Annotated in this window: 11 protein-coding genes; 3 read left to right on the top strand and 8 right to left on the bottom strand. The window is 55.9% G+C overall.

All coding sequences use genetic code 11. The features are described from left to right. Nucleotides 1-50: 50 nt before the first annotated feature. Both malQ and malP read right to left on the bottom strand, forming a co-directional pair. Complete coding sequence (gene malQ, locus K2184_RS21880; RefSeq protein WP_004116001.1) at nucleotides 51-2,144, bottom strand: 4-alpha-glucanotransferase; 2,094 nt, start codon at nucleotides 2,142-2,144, stop codon at nucleotides 51-53. A gap of 10 nt (nucleotides 2,145-2,154) precedes the next feature. Then, complete coding sequence (gene malP, locus K2184_RS21875; protein ID WP_004106468.1) at nucleotides 2,155-4,545, bottom strand: maltodextrin phosphorylase; 2,391 nt, start codon at nucleotides 4,543-4,545, stop codon at nucleotides 2,155-2,157. A gap of 618 nt (nucleotides 4,546-5,163) precedes the next feature. Here malP and malT point away from each other — a divergent pair. After that, on the top strand, nucleotides 5,164-7,869 hold the full coding sequence (gene malT, locus K2184_RS21870; protein ID WP_016810016.1) for an HTH-type transcriptional regulator MalT: 2,706 nt from the start codon (nucleotides 5,164-5,166) through the stop codon (nucleotides 7,867-7,869). 204 nt (nucleotides 7,870-8,073) lie between these two features. Here malT and rtcA read toward each other — a convergent pair whose 3' ends face one another. Together rtcA and K2184_RS21860 are read right to left on the bottom strand one after the other, a co-directional pair. Then, the gene (rtcA, locus tag K2184_RS21865) at nucleotides 8,074-9,093 is read right to left on the bottom strand and encodes an RNA 3'-terminal phosphate cyclase (protein WP_064373637.1); all 1,020 of its coding nucleotides are present in this window, start codon (nucleotides 9,091-9,093) and stop codon (nucleotides 8,074-8,076) included. A 4-nt stretch (nucleotides 9,094-9,097) separates the two neighbouring features. Continuing rightward, nucleotides 9,098-10,312: an RtcB family protein gene (locus K2184_RS21860; protein WP_032729095.1), complete on the bottom strand. Its 1,215-nt coding sequence runs from the start codon at nucleotides 10,310-10,312 to the stop codon at nucleotides 9,098-9,100. Nucleotides 10,313-10,632: 320 nt separating this feature from the next. Here K2184_RS21860 and rtcR point away from each other — a divergent pair, with 320 nt between their 5' ends. Continuing rightward, entirely contained in the window at nucleotides 10,633-12,231 is a 1,599-nt protein-coding gene (gene rtcR, locus K2184_RS21855) for an RNA repair transcriptional activator RtcR (protein WP_125286453.1), read from the top strand. Here the strand turns inward: rtcR and K2184_RS21850 are convergent. From K2184_RS21850 to glpE, 3 genes are read right to left on the bottom strand one after another with little or no spacing between them, the layout of a single operon-like run. Continuing rightward, the gene (locus K2184_RS21850) at nucleotides 12,213-12,971 is read right to left on the bottom strand and encodes a DeoR/GlpR family transcriptional regulator (protein WP_004106478.1); all 759 of its coding nucleotides are present in this window, start codon (nucleotides 12,969-12,971) and stop codon (nucleotides 12,213-12,215) included. The genes rtcR and K2184_RS21850 overlap by 19 nt on opposite strands. Nucleotides 12,972-12,990: 19 nt before the next feature. Then, a complete protein-coding gene (gene glpG, locus K2184_RS21845) occupies nucleotides 12,991-13,821 on the bottom strand; it encodes a rhomboid family intramembrane serine protease GlpG (protein ID WP_004116008.1) in 831 nt (276 codons plus the stop codon). Nucleotides 13,822-13,880: 59 nt separating this feature from the next. Further along, on the bottom strand, nucleotides 13,881-14,210 hold the full coding sequence (gene glpE / locus K2184_RS21840) for a thiosulfate sulfurtransferase GlpE (RefSeq protein ID WP_024274780.1): 330 nt from the start codon (nucleotides 14,208-14,210) through the stop codon (nucleotides 13,881-13,883). 202 nt (nucleotides 14,211-14,412) lie between these two features. Between glpE and glpD the strand changes: the two genes are divergently transcribed. Next, entirely contained in the window at nucleotides 14,413-15,921 is a 1,509-nt protein-coding gene (gene glpD / locus K2184_RS21835; protein WP_016810021.1) for a glycerol-3-phosphate dehydrogenase, read from the top strand. A gap of 52 nt (nucleotides 15,922-15,973) precedes the next feature. Here glpD and glgP read toward each other — a convergent pair whose 3' ends face one another. After that, nucleotides 15,974-18,421, bottom strand: coding sequence for a glycogen phosphorylase (glgP, locus tag K2184_RS21830; RefSeq protein WP_004106484.1), 2,448 nt, complete (start codon nucleotides 18,419-18,421; stop codon nucleotides 15,974-15,976). Nucleotides 18,422-18,425 lie beyond the last annotated feature (4 nt).

Here is an 18,425-nt window from a genome sequence, read left to right as displayed (position 1 = left end):
CAGAAAATACAAAGCCGGGAATCACTTCCCGGCTTTTTTAACGCTCCCCGTCAGGCGGGTTTCTTCTTACTTACCGACTTACGCCGCTTATCCAGATCCTTAATCAGCTTATTCACCTGCTCATCGGCAAACATCGCCTCGAGCGTGGTGGAGAGCTTGCGACGCCAGTTTGGATACTCCGTGCTGGTGCCGGGAATATTGACCGGCTCGGCCATCTCCAGCCAATCTTCCGGCTGCAGGCCCAGCAGCGCGCTGTTGCTGTCGGCAATATAGCGCTGCATACCGCGATTCAGGGTTGAGGTCATCGCCATCAGCGACGCTTTATGCCCGGTACGCTTCGGCAGACAGCCGTAGCGGTGCAGAGCATCCAGCAGCCCCTGCTTCGCCAGCTCGCGATCCTGATAAAGTCCGCGCAGCACCACCTCATCCGGATACAGGCCAAGCGATTTCCCCAGCGTCAGGTCGCCGCTTTCCCAGTAGCCGCGCAGCGTTGGCAGGTCATGCGTCGTTGCCACAGCCATTGATTGCTCCGGATACGCCTTCGGCGCACGGAAAGTCTTCTCGTGGTCATTTTCGAAATAGAGCACTTTGTAAGAGTAAACGCCGCTTTTTCGCAGCTTACCGACGATCTCAACCGGTACGGTTCCCAGATCCTCGCCGATCACCATACAGCGGTGACGCTTACTCTCCAGCGCCAGAATCGACAACAGATCGTCTACCGGATACTGAACGTAAGCACCGTGATCGGCCGTCTCACCGTAAGGGATCCACCACAGACGCAGCACCGACATCACGTGATCGATACGCAGCGCCCCGCAGTTTTGCATATTAGCGCGCAGCAGCTCGACAAATGGCTCATAGGCGCGCGCCACCATGATATGCGGGTCCATCGGCGGCAGGCCCCAGTTCTGTCCCAGCGGACCCAGAATGTCCGGCGGCGCCCCGACGGAGGCTTTCAGACAGTACAGCTCGCGATCGCACCAGGTTTCCGCTCCGCCTTCCGCAACGCCGACCGCCAGATCGCGATACAGGCCGATCGGCATGGCATCGTTCTGGCTGGTATGCCAGCACTCGGCGAACTGGGTGTAAGCGAGCCATTGCAGCCACAGGTAAAAATTCACCTCGTCGGCATGCTCGGTACAGAATGCTTTAACCTCCGGGCTATCGGTATCCTGGTAAGCCTTCGGCCACGCGGGCCAGCCCCAGCGCATCGGATCCTGCTTAACCTGCCAGGCGTGCAGCGCGTCATACGCCGCCTGCCAGTACAGACTTTCGCCCTCACGGGTCACAAACTGACGGAACTCCGCCGTCGTCTCATCATTGCGCGCGGAAAAACCTTTCCAGGCCATGCGCAGCGCAGTGAGCTTAAGAGCGGTCACGGCGGTATAGTCAACGTCATCGGTCTGGCGCGCGGCCTGTAAGGCTTGCTGCGTAGCCGATGATTGCCACCATTTTTGCGCCTCTTTGCTGTGACGGAAATCGTCTACCGCGTTGACGTCGATATAGATAACGTTGAGCCAACGGCGTGAAGAGGGGCTGTACGGGCTGGCGCTCTCCGGGTTAGCCGGGTAGAGCGCGTGAATCGGGTTAAGCCCAATAAACGCGCCGCCGCGGCGAGCGATTTCCGGCAGCATAGCGCGCAAATCGCCGAAGTCGCCAATTCCCCAGTTCTTCTCCGAGCGCAGCGTATACAGCTGCACGCAGGTTCCCCACAGCTTCTTACCATCCTTCAGCGCCTGCGGTTCATAGCAGCGTGCGGGCGCGACGATAACCCGACAGTGGCTGCGCTCGCCGTCCTGAGTCAGCGTCAGCGTGTGATACCCTTCCGGCAATTTTGCCGGCAGCGGCAGGGTTTCTCCGCCGCGCGCCTGGCCCTGATACTGTTTCCCTTCTTCGGTGGTGAGGATCCAGTGAAACTCCCCCTGGCCCGCCACCGGCAGAGACATCTTTTTGCCATAGGTGAACACCTGCACCGCAGGCAGCGGATCAACCGTCGCCTTCACGGCAGTCGCTGTACGATGCATCGCATCAAGCAGCCGCTGCTTGGTCGCCGCAGCAATAGACTGCGGCTTACCGTGAGCATTGATGTAGCTTGGGCTTATCCCCGCCGCCAGGGCAGCGTTATCAAGGCGTTTACTCTCCATAGGCCTGTCCTTAGCGTTTTGCCTGCCAGATACGTTGCTGATAATCGCGAATCGAACGGTCGGAGCTGAACATGCCGCAGCGCGCGGTGTTCAGAATCGTTGCGCGCGTCCAGGCTTCCTGGTCGCGATACAGCTCATCAACCTGCTTCTGCGCCGCCACGTAGGCTTCAAAATCCGCCAGCACCAGGTACGGGTCGCCGCCTTTCAGCAGACTGTGCAACATCTGGTCGAAGGCATGCTTATCACCATCGCTATATTTACCGCTCTCCAGCTCTTTCAGCACTGCATCCAGCAGCTTATCTTTCTTCCGCCACTTCAGCGGGTCGTAACCTTTGGCCTTCAGCGCTTTCACTTCTTCCACAGTATGACCGAAGATGAAGATGTTCTCTTCGCCCACCTGCTCAGCAATTTCAACGTTGGCGCCGTCGAGGGTTCCCACGGTCAGCGCGCCGTTCAGCGCCAGCTTCATATTGCCGGTACCGGAGGCCTCTTTGCCCGCCGTAGAGATCTGCTCAGAGACATCCGCCGCCGGGATCAGCATTTCCGCCGCCGAGACGCAGTAGTCCGGCAGGAATACGACTTTCAGCTTATCGCCTACCAGCGGATCGTTATTGATCGCTGCGGCAACTTTGTTGATCGCCCAGATAATATTCTTCGCCAGGTAGTAGCCCGGAGCCGCTTTCGCACCGAACAGGAACACGCGCGGTACGCGGTCGGCCTGCGGGTTCTCGCGGATTTCTTTGTACTGCGCGAGGATATTCAGCAGGTTGAGGTGCTGGCGTTTATATTCGTGCAGACGCTTAATCTGAATATCGAAAATCGCCTGCGGATTAATTTCGATACCGGTACGCCGCTTCACAAACTCCGCCAGACGAACCTTGTTGGCCAGCTTAATCTCACGATACGTCTGACGGAACGTCGCGTCATCAGCATATTTTTCGAGGTTGATCAGCTGGTCGAGATCGTTGGCCCACTCTTTCTTCAGCGTTTTATCCAGCAGCGCGGCCAGCGCCGGGTTACACTGCTTGATCCAACGACGCGGGGTAATGCCGTTGGTGACGTTATGGAATTTGTTCGGCCACAGCTGGTGATATTCCGGGAACAGATCTTTCACCACCAGATCGGAGTGCAGCGCGGCAACGCCGTTAACCGCAAAGCCGCTGACCACGCACATGTTCGCCATACGAACCTGTTTGTCGTGCACCACCGCCAGCTTCGCCCAAACCTGCTTGTCGCCCGGCCAGGTTTTATCCACCAGCGTTTTAAAACGGTCGTTAATCTGTTTGATGATCTGCATGTGGCGCGGCAGCAGCGCTTTTACCAGCTTCTCATCCCAGCACTCCAGCGCTTCCGGCATCAGGGTGTGGTTGGTGTAAGCAAAAGTTTTGCTGGTAATCGCCCAGGCGTCGTCCCAGCTCAGCTGATGCTCGTCAATCAGCACGCGCAGCAGCTCCGGAATCGCAATCGTCGGGTGAGTATCGTTCAGCTGAATAACTTCATAATCCGCCAGCTCTGCCAGCTTGCGACCTGCCAGATGATGGCGACGCAGAATATCGGCAACCGAGCAGGCGCACTGGAAGTACTGCTGCATCAGACGCAGTTTTTTACCCGCCTGATGGTTATCGTTCGGGTAGAGGACTTTCGTCAGTTTTTCGGCGTCAATGCCCTGCTGTTCGGCACGCAGGAAATCGCCGTCGTTGAATTTAGTCAGGTTAAAAGGATGCGCGTGCTTAGCCTGCCACAGACGCAGCGGCTGAGCCACGTTGTTGCGGTAGCCCAGCACCGGCAGATCCCAGGCTTCGCCGGTAATCACAAATGCCGGAACCCACTCACCATTTTTAGTCACTTTACCGCCGAGGCCCACCTGTACGTCCAGCGCTTCATTGTGGCGGAACCACGGGTAGTTGCTACGTCCCCAGTCATCCGGCGCTTCCATCTGCTGCCCGTCAGCGAAAGACTGGCGGAACAGACCGTACTGATAGTTCAGGCCGTAGCCGGTGGCCGACTGACCCACGGTTGCCATTGAATCCAGGAAACATGCCGCCAGACGGCCGAGGCCACCGTTGCCCAGGCCCGGGTCGATTTCCTCTTCCAGCAGGTCGGTCAGATTAACGTCATGCGCCTGTAGCTCATCGCTGACCTGCTGATACCAGCCAAGGTTGAGCAAATTGTTGCCGGTCAGGCGACCAATTAAAAACTCCATTGAGATGTAGTTTACGTGACGCTGCCCTGCGGCCGCTTTCGCTACCGGCTGAGCCGACAACAGCTCGGACAGCGCACCGCTTACGGCGCGCCACCATTGACGCTGGGTCATCTCGGAAGCGGACTGTAAACCAAAATGCTGCCACTGACGCGTCAGTGCAGCCTGAAACTGAGCTTTGTTAAAAGAAGTCTGTGACATAAGAAATCCGGGTCCTTTACTAAAACGTTAGCGTTAGTGTGCCGACCTCCCGGAGTCACGTCCTCATCCCGCCAGGGATTAGCCGGGGAGGAGTAGCAGGGATGAGCGAAAAGTGTGATCGTGGCCACTATTACGTTAGCTTACCGGCAAAATTATGCTGCAAAATTCGCCGCTGCGGAACCCGCAATCTGCCCCTCCAGGCGAACAAAACTTTGTTACAAGCCTGGACGATAAAAAGGCCATAAAATGCCGTTTTGTAAATATGGCGAAATAAAAGTAAATATTCGAAGAATAAACGGACTTTAATGCAGAAATAACTCAAAAAGATGACTTATAAGAATAAGCTAATAATATTTTAATAAAAACAAACAACTACTTAGATTGTAAAAAAAATTAGCCTGTGGTGCCTGAATTTCCCGCAAGCCCAGAAACCGCGCACGCTGCCCTCCTTTATATCAATTTCACTCGATGTCAAAATTTGTGACATGGAGCAAATTCAAGAGCATAAAACTCGGACATAACTTGCAATAAAATTCATTATGGCCGACCTTATTGGGTATTAATTACGAAGCGCAAAAAAATTCGCAATCCCTCCCTTGCACAGCGAAATGAAGAACTATGTTGATTCCGTCTAAATTAAGTCGTCCGGTCCGCCTTGAACACACTGTGGTTCGTGAGCGATTACTGGCGAAACTTTCCGGCGCGAACAATTATCGTCTCGCGTTGGTGACCAGCCCGGCTGGATACGGTAAAACCACGCTCGTTTCTCAATGGGCGGCGGGGAAAAATGACCTTGGCTGGTTCTCGCTGGATGAAGGTGATAACCAACAGGAGCGTTTTGCCAGCTATCTCATCGCCGCCGTTCAGCAGGCGACCGGCGGCCACTGTGCAGCCAGCGAGGCCATGGTGCAAAAGCGCCAGTACGCCAGCCTGCCTTCCCTCTTCGCTCAACTGTTTATCGAACTGGCCGACTGGCAGCGCCCGCTATTCCTGGTGATTGATGATTACCATCTGATCACCAACCCGGTTATTCATGATGCAATGCGCTTCTTCCTCCGTCACCAGCCGGAAAATATGACTCTGGTGGTGCTGTCGCGTAATCTACCGCAGCTGGGTATCGCCAACCTGCGCGTACGCGATCAGCTGCTGGAAATCGGCAGCCAGCAGCTCGCTTTTACCCATCAGGAGGCCAAGCAGTTTTTCGATTGTCGTCTCAGTTCGCCTATTGAGGCCGACGACAGCAAAAGGCTGTGCGACGATGTTGCCGGCTGGGCCACCGCGCTGCAGCTGATCGCCCTCTCGGCGCGCCAGAACAACACTTCCGCGCAACACTCCGCCCGTCGTCTTGCCGGTATTAATGCCAGCCATCTTTCTGACTATCTGGTCGATGAGGTGCTGGATAACGTCGATCCGCGAACGCGTAATTTCCTGCTGAAAAGCTCGCTGCTGCGCTCAATGAACGATGCGCTCATCGTCCGCGTCACTGGCGAAGAGAATGGCCAGATGCAGCTGGAGGAGATTGAACGCCAGGGGCTATTCCTGCAACGGATGGACGATTCCGGCGAATGGTTCCGTTATCATCCGCTGTTTGGTAATTTTCTGCGCCAGCGCTGTCAGTGGGAGCTGGCGGTTGAGCTGCCGGAAATTCACCGCGCGGCGGCCGAGAGCTGGATGGCGCAGGGCTTCCCGACCGAGGCTATCCATCACGCCCTGGCGGCGGGCGACGCTAAAATGCTGCGCGATATTCTGCTCAATCACGCATGGGGCATGTTTAACCATAGCGAGCTGAGCTTGCTGGAACAGTCTCTCGCCGCGCTGCCGTGGTCAAACCTGCTGGAAAATCCGCGGTTAATTCTCCTGCAGGCCTGGCTGATGCAGAGCCAGCACCGCTATAGCGAAGTGAATACCCTGCTGGCCCGCGCCGAGCAGGAGATGGATACGGAAATGGACACCGCCATGCACGGCGATTTCAACGCCCTGCGTGCCCAGGTGGCGATCAACGCCGGCGATCAGGACGAAGCCGAGCGCCTGGCGATGGTGGCACTTGATGAGCTGCCGCTGGCCAGCTACTACAGCCGAATCGTGGCGACCTCGGTACACGGCGAAGTGCTGCACTGCAAAGGCCAACTGAGTAAATCGCTGGCGGTCATGCAGCAGACGGAACAGATGGCCCGCCGCCATGACGTCTGGCACTACGCGCTATGGAGCATGATTCAGCAAAGCGAAATCCTGTTTGCGCAGGGTTTCCTGCAGGCCGCCTGGGAAATTCAGGAAAAAGCGTTCCAGCTCATTCGCGAACAGCATCTGGAGCAGTTGCCGATGCATGAGTTTTTGCTGCGTATTCGCTCCCAGCTGCTGTGGGCATGGGCGCGGCTGGATGAAGCGGAAACCTCCGCGCGCAACGGCATGAACGTGCTTTCGTCCTACCAACCGCAGCAACAGCTGCAGTGCCTGACGCTGATGGTGCAGTGCTCGCTGGCGCGCGGCGATCTGGATAACGCCCGCAGCCATCTGAATCGCCTGGAGAATCTGCTTGGCAACGGTCATTACCATAGCGACTGGGTATCCAATGCCGATAAAGTCCGGGTGATCTACTGGCAGATGGTCGGCGATAAAGCCGCCGCGGCAAACTGGCTGCGTCAGACGCCCAAACCGGAATTCGCTAACAACCACTTCCTGCAGAGCCAGTGGCGCAATATCGCCCGCGCGCAGATCCTGCTCGGTGATTTTGATTCCGCTGAAATGGTGCTGGAAGAGCTAAACGATAACGCCCGCTCGCTGCGTCTGATGAGCGATCTCAACCGCAACCTGCTGCTGCTCAACCAGCTCTACTGGCAGGCCGGGCGTAAAAGCGAAGCGCAGAAAGCGCTACTGGAAGCGCTCACCCTCGCCAACCGCACCGGGTTTATCAATCATTTTGTCATTGAAGGTGAAGCGATGGCGCAGCAGCTGCGCCAGCTGATTCAGCTCAATACCCTGCCGGAGCTCGAGCAGCACCGCGCCCAGCGTATTCTGCGCGATATTAACCAGCATCATCGCCACAAATTCGCCCACTTTGACGAGAGCTTCGTCGAGCGGCTGCTGAACCACCCGGAAGTGCCAGAGCTCATCCGCACCAGCCCGCTAACCCAGCGCGAATGGCAGGTACTGGGACTTATCTATTCCGGCTACAGCAATGAGCAGATTGCCGGCGAGCTGGACGTTGCCGCCACCACGATTAAAACGCATATTCGCAATTTGTATCAAAAGCTGGGCGTCGCGCACCGCCAGGATGCCGTTCAGCATGCCCAGCAGTTGCTTAAAATGATGGGATATGGAGTCTAATTCCTGCGCGATCTGTGGAAAACTATTCTGTTTTACCTAAAACGCTAACGCATTGTTATGTCATTAAAAAAGCCAGCGAAACGATCCCCTCGCCCCTTCGGGGAGAGGGTCAGGGGAAGAACATGCGCAAAACAGCCCTCATTCCGGCCTTTTCCCGAGACAGAAGAGAATCACCACTTTACGTTTCCGGCGATACCGCAAAGTTTAATCGCGAACCTGAATAAGATAGCCAATATCACTCGGTTCACAGGTAAATCGGATCGGCAGAAATCGCTCAACCACCGCGATATTGGTCAGCAAATGCGCCGATACTTCCGCGACGGTAAACGCACCTTCGCCCGCCAGCGCCAGCGGTAATATCAGTTGGTCGGCCAGATATTCCCCCACAGCCGCTTCGCTTGCCAGATAGCGTTTGGCCTGCGAAGCAAGCTGGTGCGCAACCTTTTCAGCACTCACGCCTTTGGAGCCAAAAGCCATAAACAGCTCCGTAAGATGTTCGCACTCCACGGTCAGCGACAGCGTATTTCCCGGCCCGGCGCCGCCCTCCAGCACGCGAATTTTTTTATCTGCCAGCGGCAGCCAGGCCTCCAGCGCTATCACTTCGCGCTCGCCAACGTGGTAAGGAACCGCCGCCAGCAGCGCTTCTGCGGTGAGGCAATTCGTTTCACCACGCGAAAGCAGCTGTAGCCCGCTGAGTGACGCACTCGGCGCCACTTCCGTTAGCGCGGCGCCGCCCCCGGCCGGATAGAAGCCATGCTTGATCAAAGCCGTACGCTGGTTTATACCCATCTTCGCCAGCAGCGGCTCCCAGACGCGGCAAATGAAATCCGCGCTCGGGGCCGCCTGATTATGCGTGCCGCCGCTGACTTCGACGCGGGCCGGGCTATCGGCAAACCAGAGCGCCGGTAACACCGTTTGCAGCACCAGCATGCAGCTGCCCGCGCTGCCGATGGCAAATTTATACGTTCCGCCGCGAATCGGCCCAGGGACAAAACGCAGCCGCTGCGAGCCCAGCTCATCGCCGCTCAGCTGAGCGCTACAGATCTCGGCCGCCGCCCGTACCGCCGTGAGATGCTGGCGCAGCAGGCCCGGTTTAGCGCGACCGGCGCGGATGCCGATAATCTCAAACGGCTGGCCGGTTATCATCGACAGGCTCAGCGCCGAGCGCAAAATCTGCCCGCCGCCTTCTCCCTGCGCGCCGTCCAGCGTAATCATCCTTTTCATTACATTATCCTTTCACGCATACCACCTGACGCAGGGTATGCACAATTTCCACCAGATCGGACTGCGCGGCCATCACCGCGTCAATGTCCTTATAGGCCATCGGGATCTCGTCGATGACGTTTGCATCTTTACGGCATTCTACATGCGCGGTGGCGCGAATCTGATCCTCTACGCTAAACAGTTTTTTCGCTTTGGTACGGCTCATCACGCGTCCGGCGCCGTGGCTGCATGAACAGAACGACTCCGGGTTACCGAGTCCGCGAACAATAAAGCTTTTCGCGCCCATCGATCCCGGAATAATCCCGTACTGACCGCGCCGGGCGGATACCGCCCCCTTACGGGTAACGTAAATCTCCTTCTCAAAATGCTGCTCTTTTTGCACATAGTTATGGTGGCAGTTAATCGCCTCGCTCACCAGCGTAAAGGGTTTGTCGATGGTTTTACGCAGCGCCAGCAGCACGTTTTCCAGCATCGCTTCACGGTTGGCGCGCGCATAATCCTGGGCCCAGCTCACCGCCCGAACGTAATCCACGAAATGCTCGCTGCCTTCAGAGAAATAAGCCAGATCGCGCGAGGGCAAGTTCGCAATATGCTGCTCCATATCTTTTTGCGCCATTTCAATAAAATAGGTGCCTATGGCGTTACCAATTCCGCGTGAACCGGAGTGCAACATCACCCAAACCTGCTGCGCCTCATCGAGGCAAATTTCAATAAAGTGGTTACCGGTTCCCAGCGTTCCCAGGTGCTTGTAGTTATTGGTGTTAAGGAAGCGCGGATATTTACTGGTTAGCCATTGAAACTCCGCATGCAGCGTTGACCAGTGCGCGTCAACGTTAGCCGGTGGATTTTCCCATGCCCCCGCGTCACGACGGCCCCGACCGGTCGTCCGTCCGTGCGGCACGGCGGCTTCAATCGCACTACGCAATTCAGCAAGGTTATCCGGAAGATCCGCCGCCGTTAAGCTGGTGCGCAGCGCATTCATTCCGCAGCCGATATCCACGCCAACCGCAGCCGGAATAATCGCACCGAGAGTGGGGATCACGCTTCCGATTGTCGATCCTTTACCAAGGTGCACATCGGGCATAACGGCAACATGGTTGAAAATAAACGGCATCTTTGCCGTGTTAATCAACTGCTGGCGCGCTTCGTCTTCCACGGGTACGCCCTTGGTCCACATTTTCACCGGGGCGTTCTGGGTGGCCATCAATTCATAATTCATTGTCTTTTCTCATTTTATTAATAGGGCGGCGACAAGTTGTGAAGCATCTTAACGCCGGCTGAACCGGAGCCGCATCATGAGAACTTGCCGGCGCGTCATAACGGCGGAACGGAACAGAAGTAGATTAGCCATCTGAGCTCCTGGTTCCGTTATTCTCCATGACAGTGTCTTTGCAACCTGCGTGCCAGATTATAAAAATAAAATTATTTGTTTGATTTTTATGGTTTATTTATTTTTACCCGCGCTTCATTCAAAAAGACACTGCGTGCGGGAAGCGAAAGTACGATAATTAAATATCGTCTTTTATAAGGAAATCTAAGATGCGCAAAACGGTAGCCTTTGGTTTTGTCGGTACGGTACTGGATTACGTTGGCCGCGGCAGCCAGCGCTGGGAGAAATGGCGGCCAACCTTATGCCTGTGTCAGCAGGAAACACTGGTTGTTCATCGCCTTGAGCTGCTTTACGACGCCCGTTCGCGCGGCTTGTTTGAGACCTTAAAGCAGGATATCGCCAGCGTATCGCCGGAAACGGAGGTCGTCGGCGTTGAGATGGCCATCCGCAATCCATGGGATTTCGAGGAGGTTTACGCCTGCCTGCACGATTTTGCCCGCAGCCACCGGTTCCATCCTGAAGATGAAGACTATCTGATACACATCACCACCGGCACTCACGTGGCGCAGATCTGCTGGTTCCTGCTGGCCGAAGCGCGCTATCTCCCGGCGCGACTGGCGCAAACCTCCCCGCCGCGGAAAAAAGACAAGCCCCATACCCCGGGCGGCGTGACGATCATTGACCTCGACCTCAGCCGCTATAACGCTATCGCCAGCCGCTTCGCCCAGGAACGGGAAGAGACGCTTAACTTTTTGAAATCCGGTATCGCGACCCGTAACCCGCGCTTCAACCGCACGATCGAGAATATTGAGCGCGTCGCTATCCGCTCCCGTTCGCCGATTCTGCTGAACGGCCCCACCGGCGCAGGTAAATCATTTCTTGCCCGCCGCATTTATGAGTTAAAGCTGGCGCGCCATCAGTTTAACGGTCCGCTCGTCGAGGTGAACTGCGCCACCCTGCGCGGTGATACCGCAATGTCGACGCTGTTTGGCCATGTCAAAGGCGCTTTTACCGGCGCAAGGGAAGAACGGGCTGGCCTGCTGCGCAGCGCTAACGGCGGAATGCTTTTCCTGGATGAGATTGGCGAACTGGGAGCAGATGAACAAGCGATGCTGTTGAAGGCCATTGAGGAAAAACGCTTCTATCCCTTCGGCAGCGACCAGCAGGTCAGCAGCGATTTTCAGCTCATCGCCGGCACCGTGCGCGATTTGCGCCAGCGGGTTGCGCAGGGCCAGTTCCGCGAAGATCTCTACGCACGTATTAATTTGTGGACCTTTGAACTGCCCGGTCTGCGTCAGCGCCAGGAAGATATCGAACCCAATCTCGAGTATGAAATGGAGCGTCACGCCGCGCTAACCGGCGACAGCGTGCGCTTTAATACCGAAGCGCGCCGCGCGTGGCTGACGTTCGCCACCTCGCCCCAGGCGGCGTGGAGCGGCAACTTCCGCGAACTGTCCGCCAGCGTGACCCGCATGGCGACCCTGGCGGAAAACGGTCGCATCACGGTAAGCACGGTGGAGGATGAGATTGAACGGCTGCGCTACAGCTGGAACGATCGCCGCCCCTCAGCGCTCGACGCGCTACTGGGGGCGGAGGTGGAAAATCTTGACCTCTTTGATCGCCTGCATCTACAAAACGTCATTGCCGTATGCCAGCAGGCAACAACGATTTCCGATGCCGGACGCCAGCTCTTTAACGTTTCACGCCTCGGCAAAGCAACGGTCAACGACGCGGATCGGCTGCGCAAGTATCTGGCGCGCTTTGGCCTGGGCTGGGAAATGCTAAAGGATCAGCACAGCTCCAGCTGAAGGTTGTTATCGGTAATCACCTTCAGTACCCCTGCGGGCGGCATCACATCGGTATAGACCGCATCAACCATGCTGATGCTGCCCATATTCACCATCGCATTGCGGCCGAATTTGGAATGATCAACCACCAGCATTACGTGGCGGGAGTTTTCAATAATCGCCCGTTTGGTGCGCACTTCGTGGTAGTCAAACTCCAGCAGCGAGCCATCGCTGTCGATGCCGCTGATGCCAAGAATGCCAAAATCGAGTCGGAACTGAGAGATAAAGTCGAGCGTGGCCTCACCGATAATACCGCCATCCCGGCTGCGCAGCTCGCCGCCGGCCAGAATGATGCGGAAATCCTCTTTCACCATAAGCGTATTGGCGACGTTGAGATTATTGGTGACGATGCGCAAATCGTTATGGTTAAGCAACGCATGGGCCACCGCTTCCGGCGTGGTGCCGATATCGATAAACAGCGTCGCGCCATCGGGAATTTCGCTCGCGACCTTACGGGCGATGCGCTCTTTTTCCTGGGTCTGGGTCGACTTCCTGTCGTGCCAGGACGTATTCACCGAGCTGGACGGTAGCGCAGCGCCGCCGTGGTGGCGCAGAATCATTTTCTGATCGGCTAAATCATTCAGGTCGCGGCGAATGGTCTGCGGGCTGACGGCAAACTGTTCGACCAGTTCTTCGGTACTGACGTATCCCTGTTTTTTTACCAGCTCGATAATCGCGTCATGACGTTGTGTTTGTTTCATGAAATATCCCTGGGAATCTCTACGTTCGTTTTCGCACATTCTGCGTATCAACAAACGCCATCGCCAGCCCGGTCACCAGACCAGCCACGTGCGCACCGTTCGCAATCGACATGCCGAAAACATCAAACCATCCAGCAACTAACCATACTAAGGAGAAGAGTATCAAGCCGCGCTGTAAATAAACGCCGCTCTGCGGATCGCGTTCGCCTCGCAGCCAGACATAGCCCATCAGCGCATAGACCACGCCGGACAGACCGCCAAACCACGGGCCGCTAAACTGATGCTGTACAAAGCCGCTCAGTAAAGCGCCGATCGCGGTAATCACCACCAGCTTGCCGCTGCCGATTCGCTTTTCTACCGCCCCGCCGAGGTACCACCACCATAGCAGGTTGAACAGAATATGCATCAGCGAGAAGTGCATAAGGGCATGGCTAAAGTAGCGCCAGACTTCAAATTTCAGCGAAGGATCGTAGGGCCAGGCCAGCAGCATCATGACCGGTTGATCGCCAATGACCGATTGCAGGACAAAGACGGCGATGCAGGCGAAGAGAACGCTCCAGGTAACCGGCCCGGCGTTGTGGCGAAGCGTCGCTAAAAAAGGGAATCGCTGGTAGTGCAGCCCGCTATTGGTGTGCCCCGACTGCCAGCTGGCGGCCAGATAGCGCGGATCGGCTGGATTTTCAAGAAATCGGGCCAGTTCGGCCTGCACGCGCGCGGCCTGGCTCTCGTCAGCCAGCCAGATATCGCTCTGTGTATGCTGCTGAATAGTCAAAATAATTCCCTGCGTCGCCATATAGTCGACAAACGCCTGGGCCACGCGCGGGTTGGCAAAAGAGGTAATCATTAACATGCAGCGGTTCGCTTATTCCACACAAAGGGGGATATTATAGCCACAACCTGCGCTAACGCCTAAACTGCGCCATGCGCGACTTCCGCCGGAAAATGCCGTTGCCAGGCATCAAACCCGCCGTCCACGCTGTACACCTTGTCGTAACCCTGCTGCAGCAGATATTGCGCAGCGCCCTTGCTGCTATTACCGTGATAGCACATCACCATGACCGCCGTATCAAAGTCGTTGTCGCGCATAAACGCGCCCAGCGTATCGTTGGTCAGATGAAACGCGCCCGGCGTATGGCCCATCGCGAAGCTTTGCGGGTCGCGGATATCCACCAGCACCGCCGTCTGCTGATGCATTTTCTGGTGGGCTTCTTCTACGTTAATACATTCAAAGTGATCCATAAGCTCTCTTTTTTTCTACAGGCAGGCGACGAAACGCCCCGGATTTTAGCGCCTAGTGTACAGCCTGGCGCGAAATAAACGCCAATATGTTACACGCATCACTCTGAAATGTTTTTTTGATGTTACCAATGGCGCGATTGTTTGCTATATTGAGCGATATCGAACATTTGTGAGCTTAAACGAAAGTGTAAGAGGTAGCAGCGTGGAAACCAAAGATCTGATTGTGATAGGGGGAGGCATCAACGGTGCCGGTATCGCGGCAGACGCCGCAGGGCGTGGTTTATCCGTGCTGATGCTGGAGGCGCGCGATCTGGCCTGCGCGACATCCAGCGCCAGCTCAAAGCTGATTCACGGCGGGCTGCGCTACCTCGAACACTATGAATTCCGCCTGGTGAGCGAAGCGCTGGCCGAGCGTGAAGTGTTATTAAAAATGGCCCCGCATATCGCCTTCCCGATGCGTTTTCGCTTACCGCATCGCCCGCACCTGCGTCCGGCGTGGATGATCCGCATTGGCCTGTTTATGTACGACCATCTCGGTAAGCGCACCAGCCTGCCTGGATCAACCGGTTTGCGTTTTGGTACAGAATCAGTACTTAAACCTGAAATCGTGCGCGGTTTCGAATATTCCGACTGCTGGGTCGACGATGCGCGCATGGTGCTGGCCAATGCCCAGATGGTTGTGCGTAAAGGTGGAGAAGTACGCACGCGCACCCGCGCCATTTCAGCAAAACGTGAAAACGGTTTGTGGATTGTCGAAGCGGAAGATATTGATAGCGGTGAAAAGTTCACCTGGCAGGCGCGCGGTCTGGTTAACGCGACCGGCCCGTGGGTCAAACAGTTCTTCGACGAGGGGATGCACCTGCGTTCTCCGTACGGTATCCGCTTGATTAAAGGCAGTCATATCGTCGTACCGCGTGTACATACGCAGAAGCAGGCCTATATCCTGCAAAATGAAGATAAACGCATTGTCTTTGTGATCCCGTGGATGGACGAGTTCTCCATCATCGGCACCACCGACGTCGAATATAAAGGCGATCCAAAAGCGGTGGCGATCGATGACAAAGAGGTTAACTATCTGCTGAACGTCTATAACGCTCACTTTAAAAAACAACTCACCCGGGACGATATTGTCTGGACCTACTCGGGCGTGCGCCCGCTGTGCGATGATGAATCTGATTCACCGCAGGCGATCACCCGCGATTACACCCTCGATATTCATGATGAGAACGGCCAGGCGCCGCTGCTATCGGTCTTCGGCGGTAAGCTCACCACCTACCGTAAGCTGGCCGAACACGCGCTGGAGAAACTGACGCCTTACTACAAAGGCATTGGCCCGGCATGGACCAAAACCGCGGTGCTGCCCGGCGGCGATATCGGCGGCGACCGTGATGACTATGCGGCTAAGCTGCGCCGCCGCTTCCCGTTTATCAGTGAATCTATGGCCCGCCATTACGCCCGCACCTACGGCAGCAACAGCGAGTTGATCCTTGATAAGGCGACCTCGCTGGACGATCTGGGCGAACATTTCGGTCATGAGTTTTTTGAAGCCGAACTGCGCTATCTGGTTGAGCACGAATGGGTTCGTTCACTGGATGACGCTATCTGGCGGCGGACCAAGCAGGGCATGTGGCTCACGGATGAACAGCAGGCGCGCATTAGCAAATGGCTGGCGCAGCACGCGGGAAAGTCTGAGCTGTCGCTGGCGTCATAACAGCGTAAATAGTAACGGGGCCCGTAGGCCCCGTTTTTTTATGACAACCCCGTTACAGCCTTACCGGATCGATATGCCAGATATGGTCGGCATACTCTTTTATCGTGCGGTCGGACGAGAAGTAACCCATATTAGCGATATTCAGCATCGCTTTATTGGCCCACTCCTCCGGATGACGGTACAGCTCATCCACCTTATCCTGACAATCCACGTAGCTACGGTAATCCGCCAGAACCTGATAGTGGTCGCCGAAGTTAATCAGCGAATCCAGCAGGTCGCGGTAACGTCCCGGTTCAGATGGACTAAACAGGCCGGTGCCAATCTGCGTCAGCGCCTGGTGCAGCTCTTCATCCTGCTCGTAGTAATCACGCGGTTTATAGCCATTGGCCCGCAGGGCTTCAACTTGTTCCGCCGTATTACCGAAGATAAAGAAATTATCCGCCCCAACGTGCTCCTGCATCTCAACGTTAGCGCCATCCAGAGTACCAATGGTTAACGCGCCGTTAAGCGCGAACTTCATGTTGCTGGTACCGGACGCCTCCGTCCCTGCCAGAGAGATCTGCTCGGAGAGATCCGCCGCCGGAATGATCAGCTGCGCGAGGCTAACGCTGTAGTTAGGAATAAACACCACTTTCAGCTTATCGCCAACTTCCGGATCGTTATTCACTACCGCCGCGACATCATTAATTAAATGAATAATATGCTTCGCCATATAGTAAGCCGAAGCCGCCTTTCCGGCGAAAATATTCACTCGCGGTACCCACTCAGCGTCAGGATCGGCTTTGATGCGATTGTAGCGAGTGATCACATGCAGCACGTTCATCAACTGACGTTTGTACTCGTGAATACGCTTGATCTGCACATCAAACAGAGCCTTCGGGTTGACGACCACGTTAAGCTGCTGGCCGATGTAGTTCGCCAGCCGCTGCTTGTTTTCCAGCTTGGCCTGGCGTACCGCCTGATTGACCTTCGGATAGTCGATATGCTGCTCCAGCTCCTTCAGCTGACTTAAATCCGTGCGCCAGGTATGACCGATATTTTCATCCAGCACTTTTGACAACGGCGGATTCGCCAGCGCCAGCCAGCGGCGCGGAGTCACGCCATTCGTGACGTTGGTGAAGCGCATCGGAAAAATTTTGGCAAATTCGGCAAACAGCGACTCAACCATCAGCCGGGAGTGCAGCTCCGACACGCCGTTGACCTTGTGGCTTACCACCACCGCCAGCCACGCCATACGGACGCGACGCCCGTTAGACTCGTCGATAATCGACGTACGACCCAGCATCGCCGTATCGTTGGGATACTGCTCCTGCAGGGTCTTCAGGAAGTAGTCATTAATCTCGAAAATAATCTGCAAATGACGCGGCAGAATTTTACCCAGCATGTCGACGGGCCAGGTCTCCAGCGCTTCGCTCATCAGGGTATGGTTGGTATAAGAGAAGACCTGGCAGGTTACCTCGAACGCCTCATCCCAGCTGAACTTATGCTCGTCAATCAGCAGGCGCATCAGCTCCGGAATCGACAGCACCGGGTGCGTGTCATTGAGATGAATCGCGATTTTATCCGCCAGATTGGCGTAGGTTTTATGCAGCTGGTAGTGGCGGCTGAGGATATCTTGTACCGTCGCCGACACGAGGAAATACTCCTGGCGCAGGCGCAGTTCGCGCCCGGAATAGGTGGAGTCATCCGGATAAAGTACCCGCGACACGTTCTCGGAGTGGTTTTTATCTTCCACCGCCGCGAAGTAGTCGCCCTGATTAAATTTACCGAGGTTAATCTCGCTGCTGGCCTGCGCGCTCCACAGACGCAGCGTATTGGTGGCGTCGGTATCAAAACCCGGGATAATCTGATCGTAGGCTTCAGCAATAATCTCTTCGGTTTCCACCCAGCGTGAATGTTTACCTTCCTGCTGAATGCGGCCGCCGAAACGCACTTTATAGCGCGTATTGTGGCGCTCAAATTCCCACGGGTTACCATACTCCAGCCAGTAATCCGGGGACTCTTTCTGCCGCCCATCGACGATGTTTTGCTTAAACATGCCGTAGTCGTAGCGAATACCGTAGCCACGGCCCGGTAAACCCAGCGCCGCCAGCGAGTCAAGGAAGCAGGCGGCCAGACGCCCCAGGCCGCCGTTGCCCAGGCCCGGGTCATTCTCTTCATCAATCAGCTCTTCAAGATTCAGCCCCATCTCTTCCAGCGCGCTATTCACATCTTCATAAATACCTAGCGATAACAGCGCGTTGGATAAAGTACGGCCAATCAAAAATTCCATCGACAGATAGTATACCTGGCGCACCTCCTGAGAGAGCTGCGCCCGGTTTGAACGTAGCCAGCGCTCAACCATGCGATCGCGAACGGCGAACAGCGTAGCATTAAGCCATTCATGCTTGTTCGCGATAGCCGGATCTTTACCGATAATAAACATCAGTTTATAAGCAATAGAGTGCTTTAACGCCTCAACGCTCAGGGTGGGTGATGAGTAGCTAAAAGGTACATTCATAGCT

The sequence above is a fragment of the Klebsiella sp. K5-306 genome (assembly GCF_051835185.1).
Lineage (GTDB): Bacteria > Pseudomonadota > Gammaproteobacteria > Enterobacterales > Enterobacteriaceae > Klebsiella > Klebsiella oxytoca.
The sequence above is the reverse complement of the archived record's forward strand: the minus strand, read 5'-3'. Positions and strand labels throughout refer to the sequence as shown.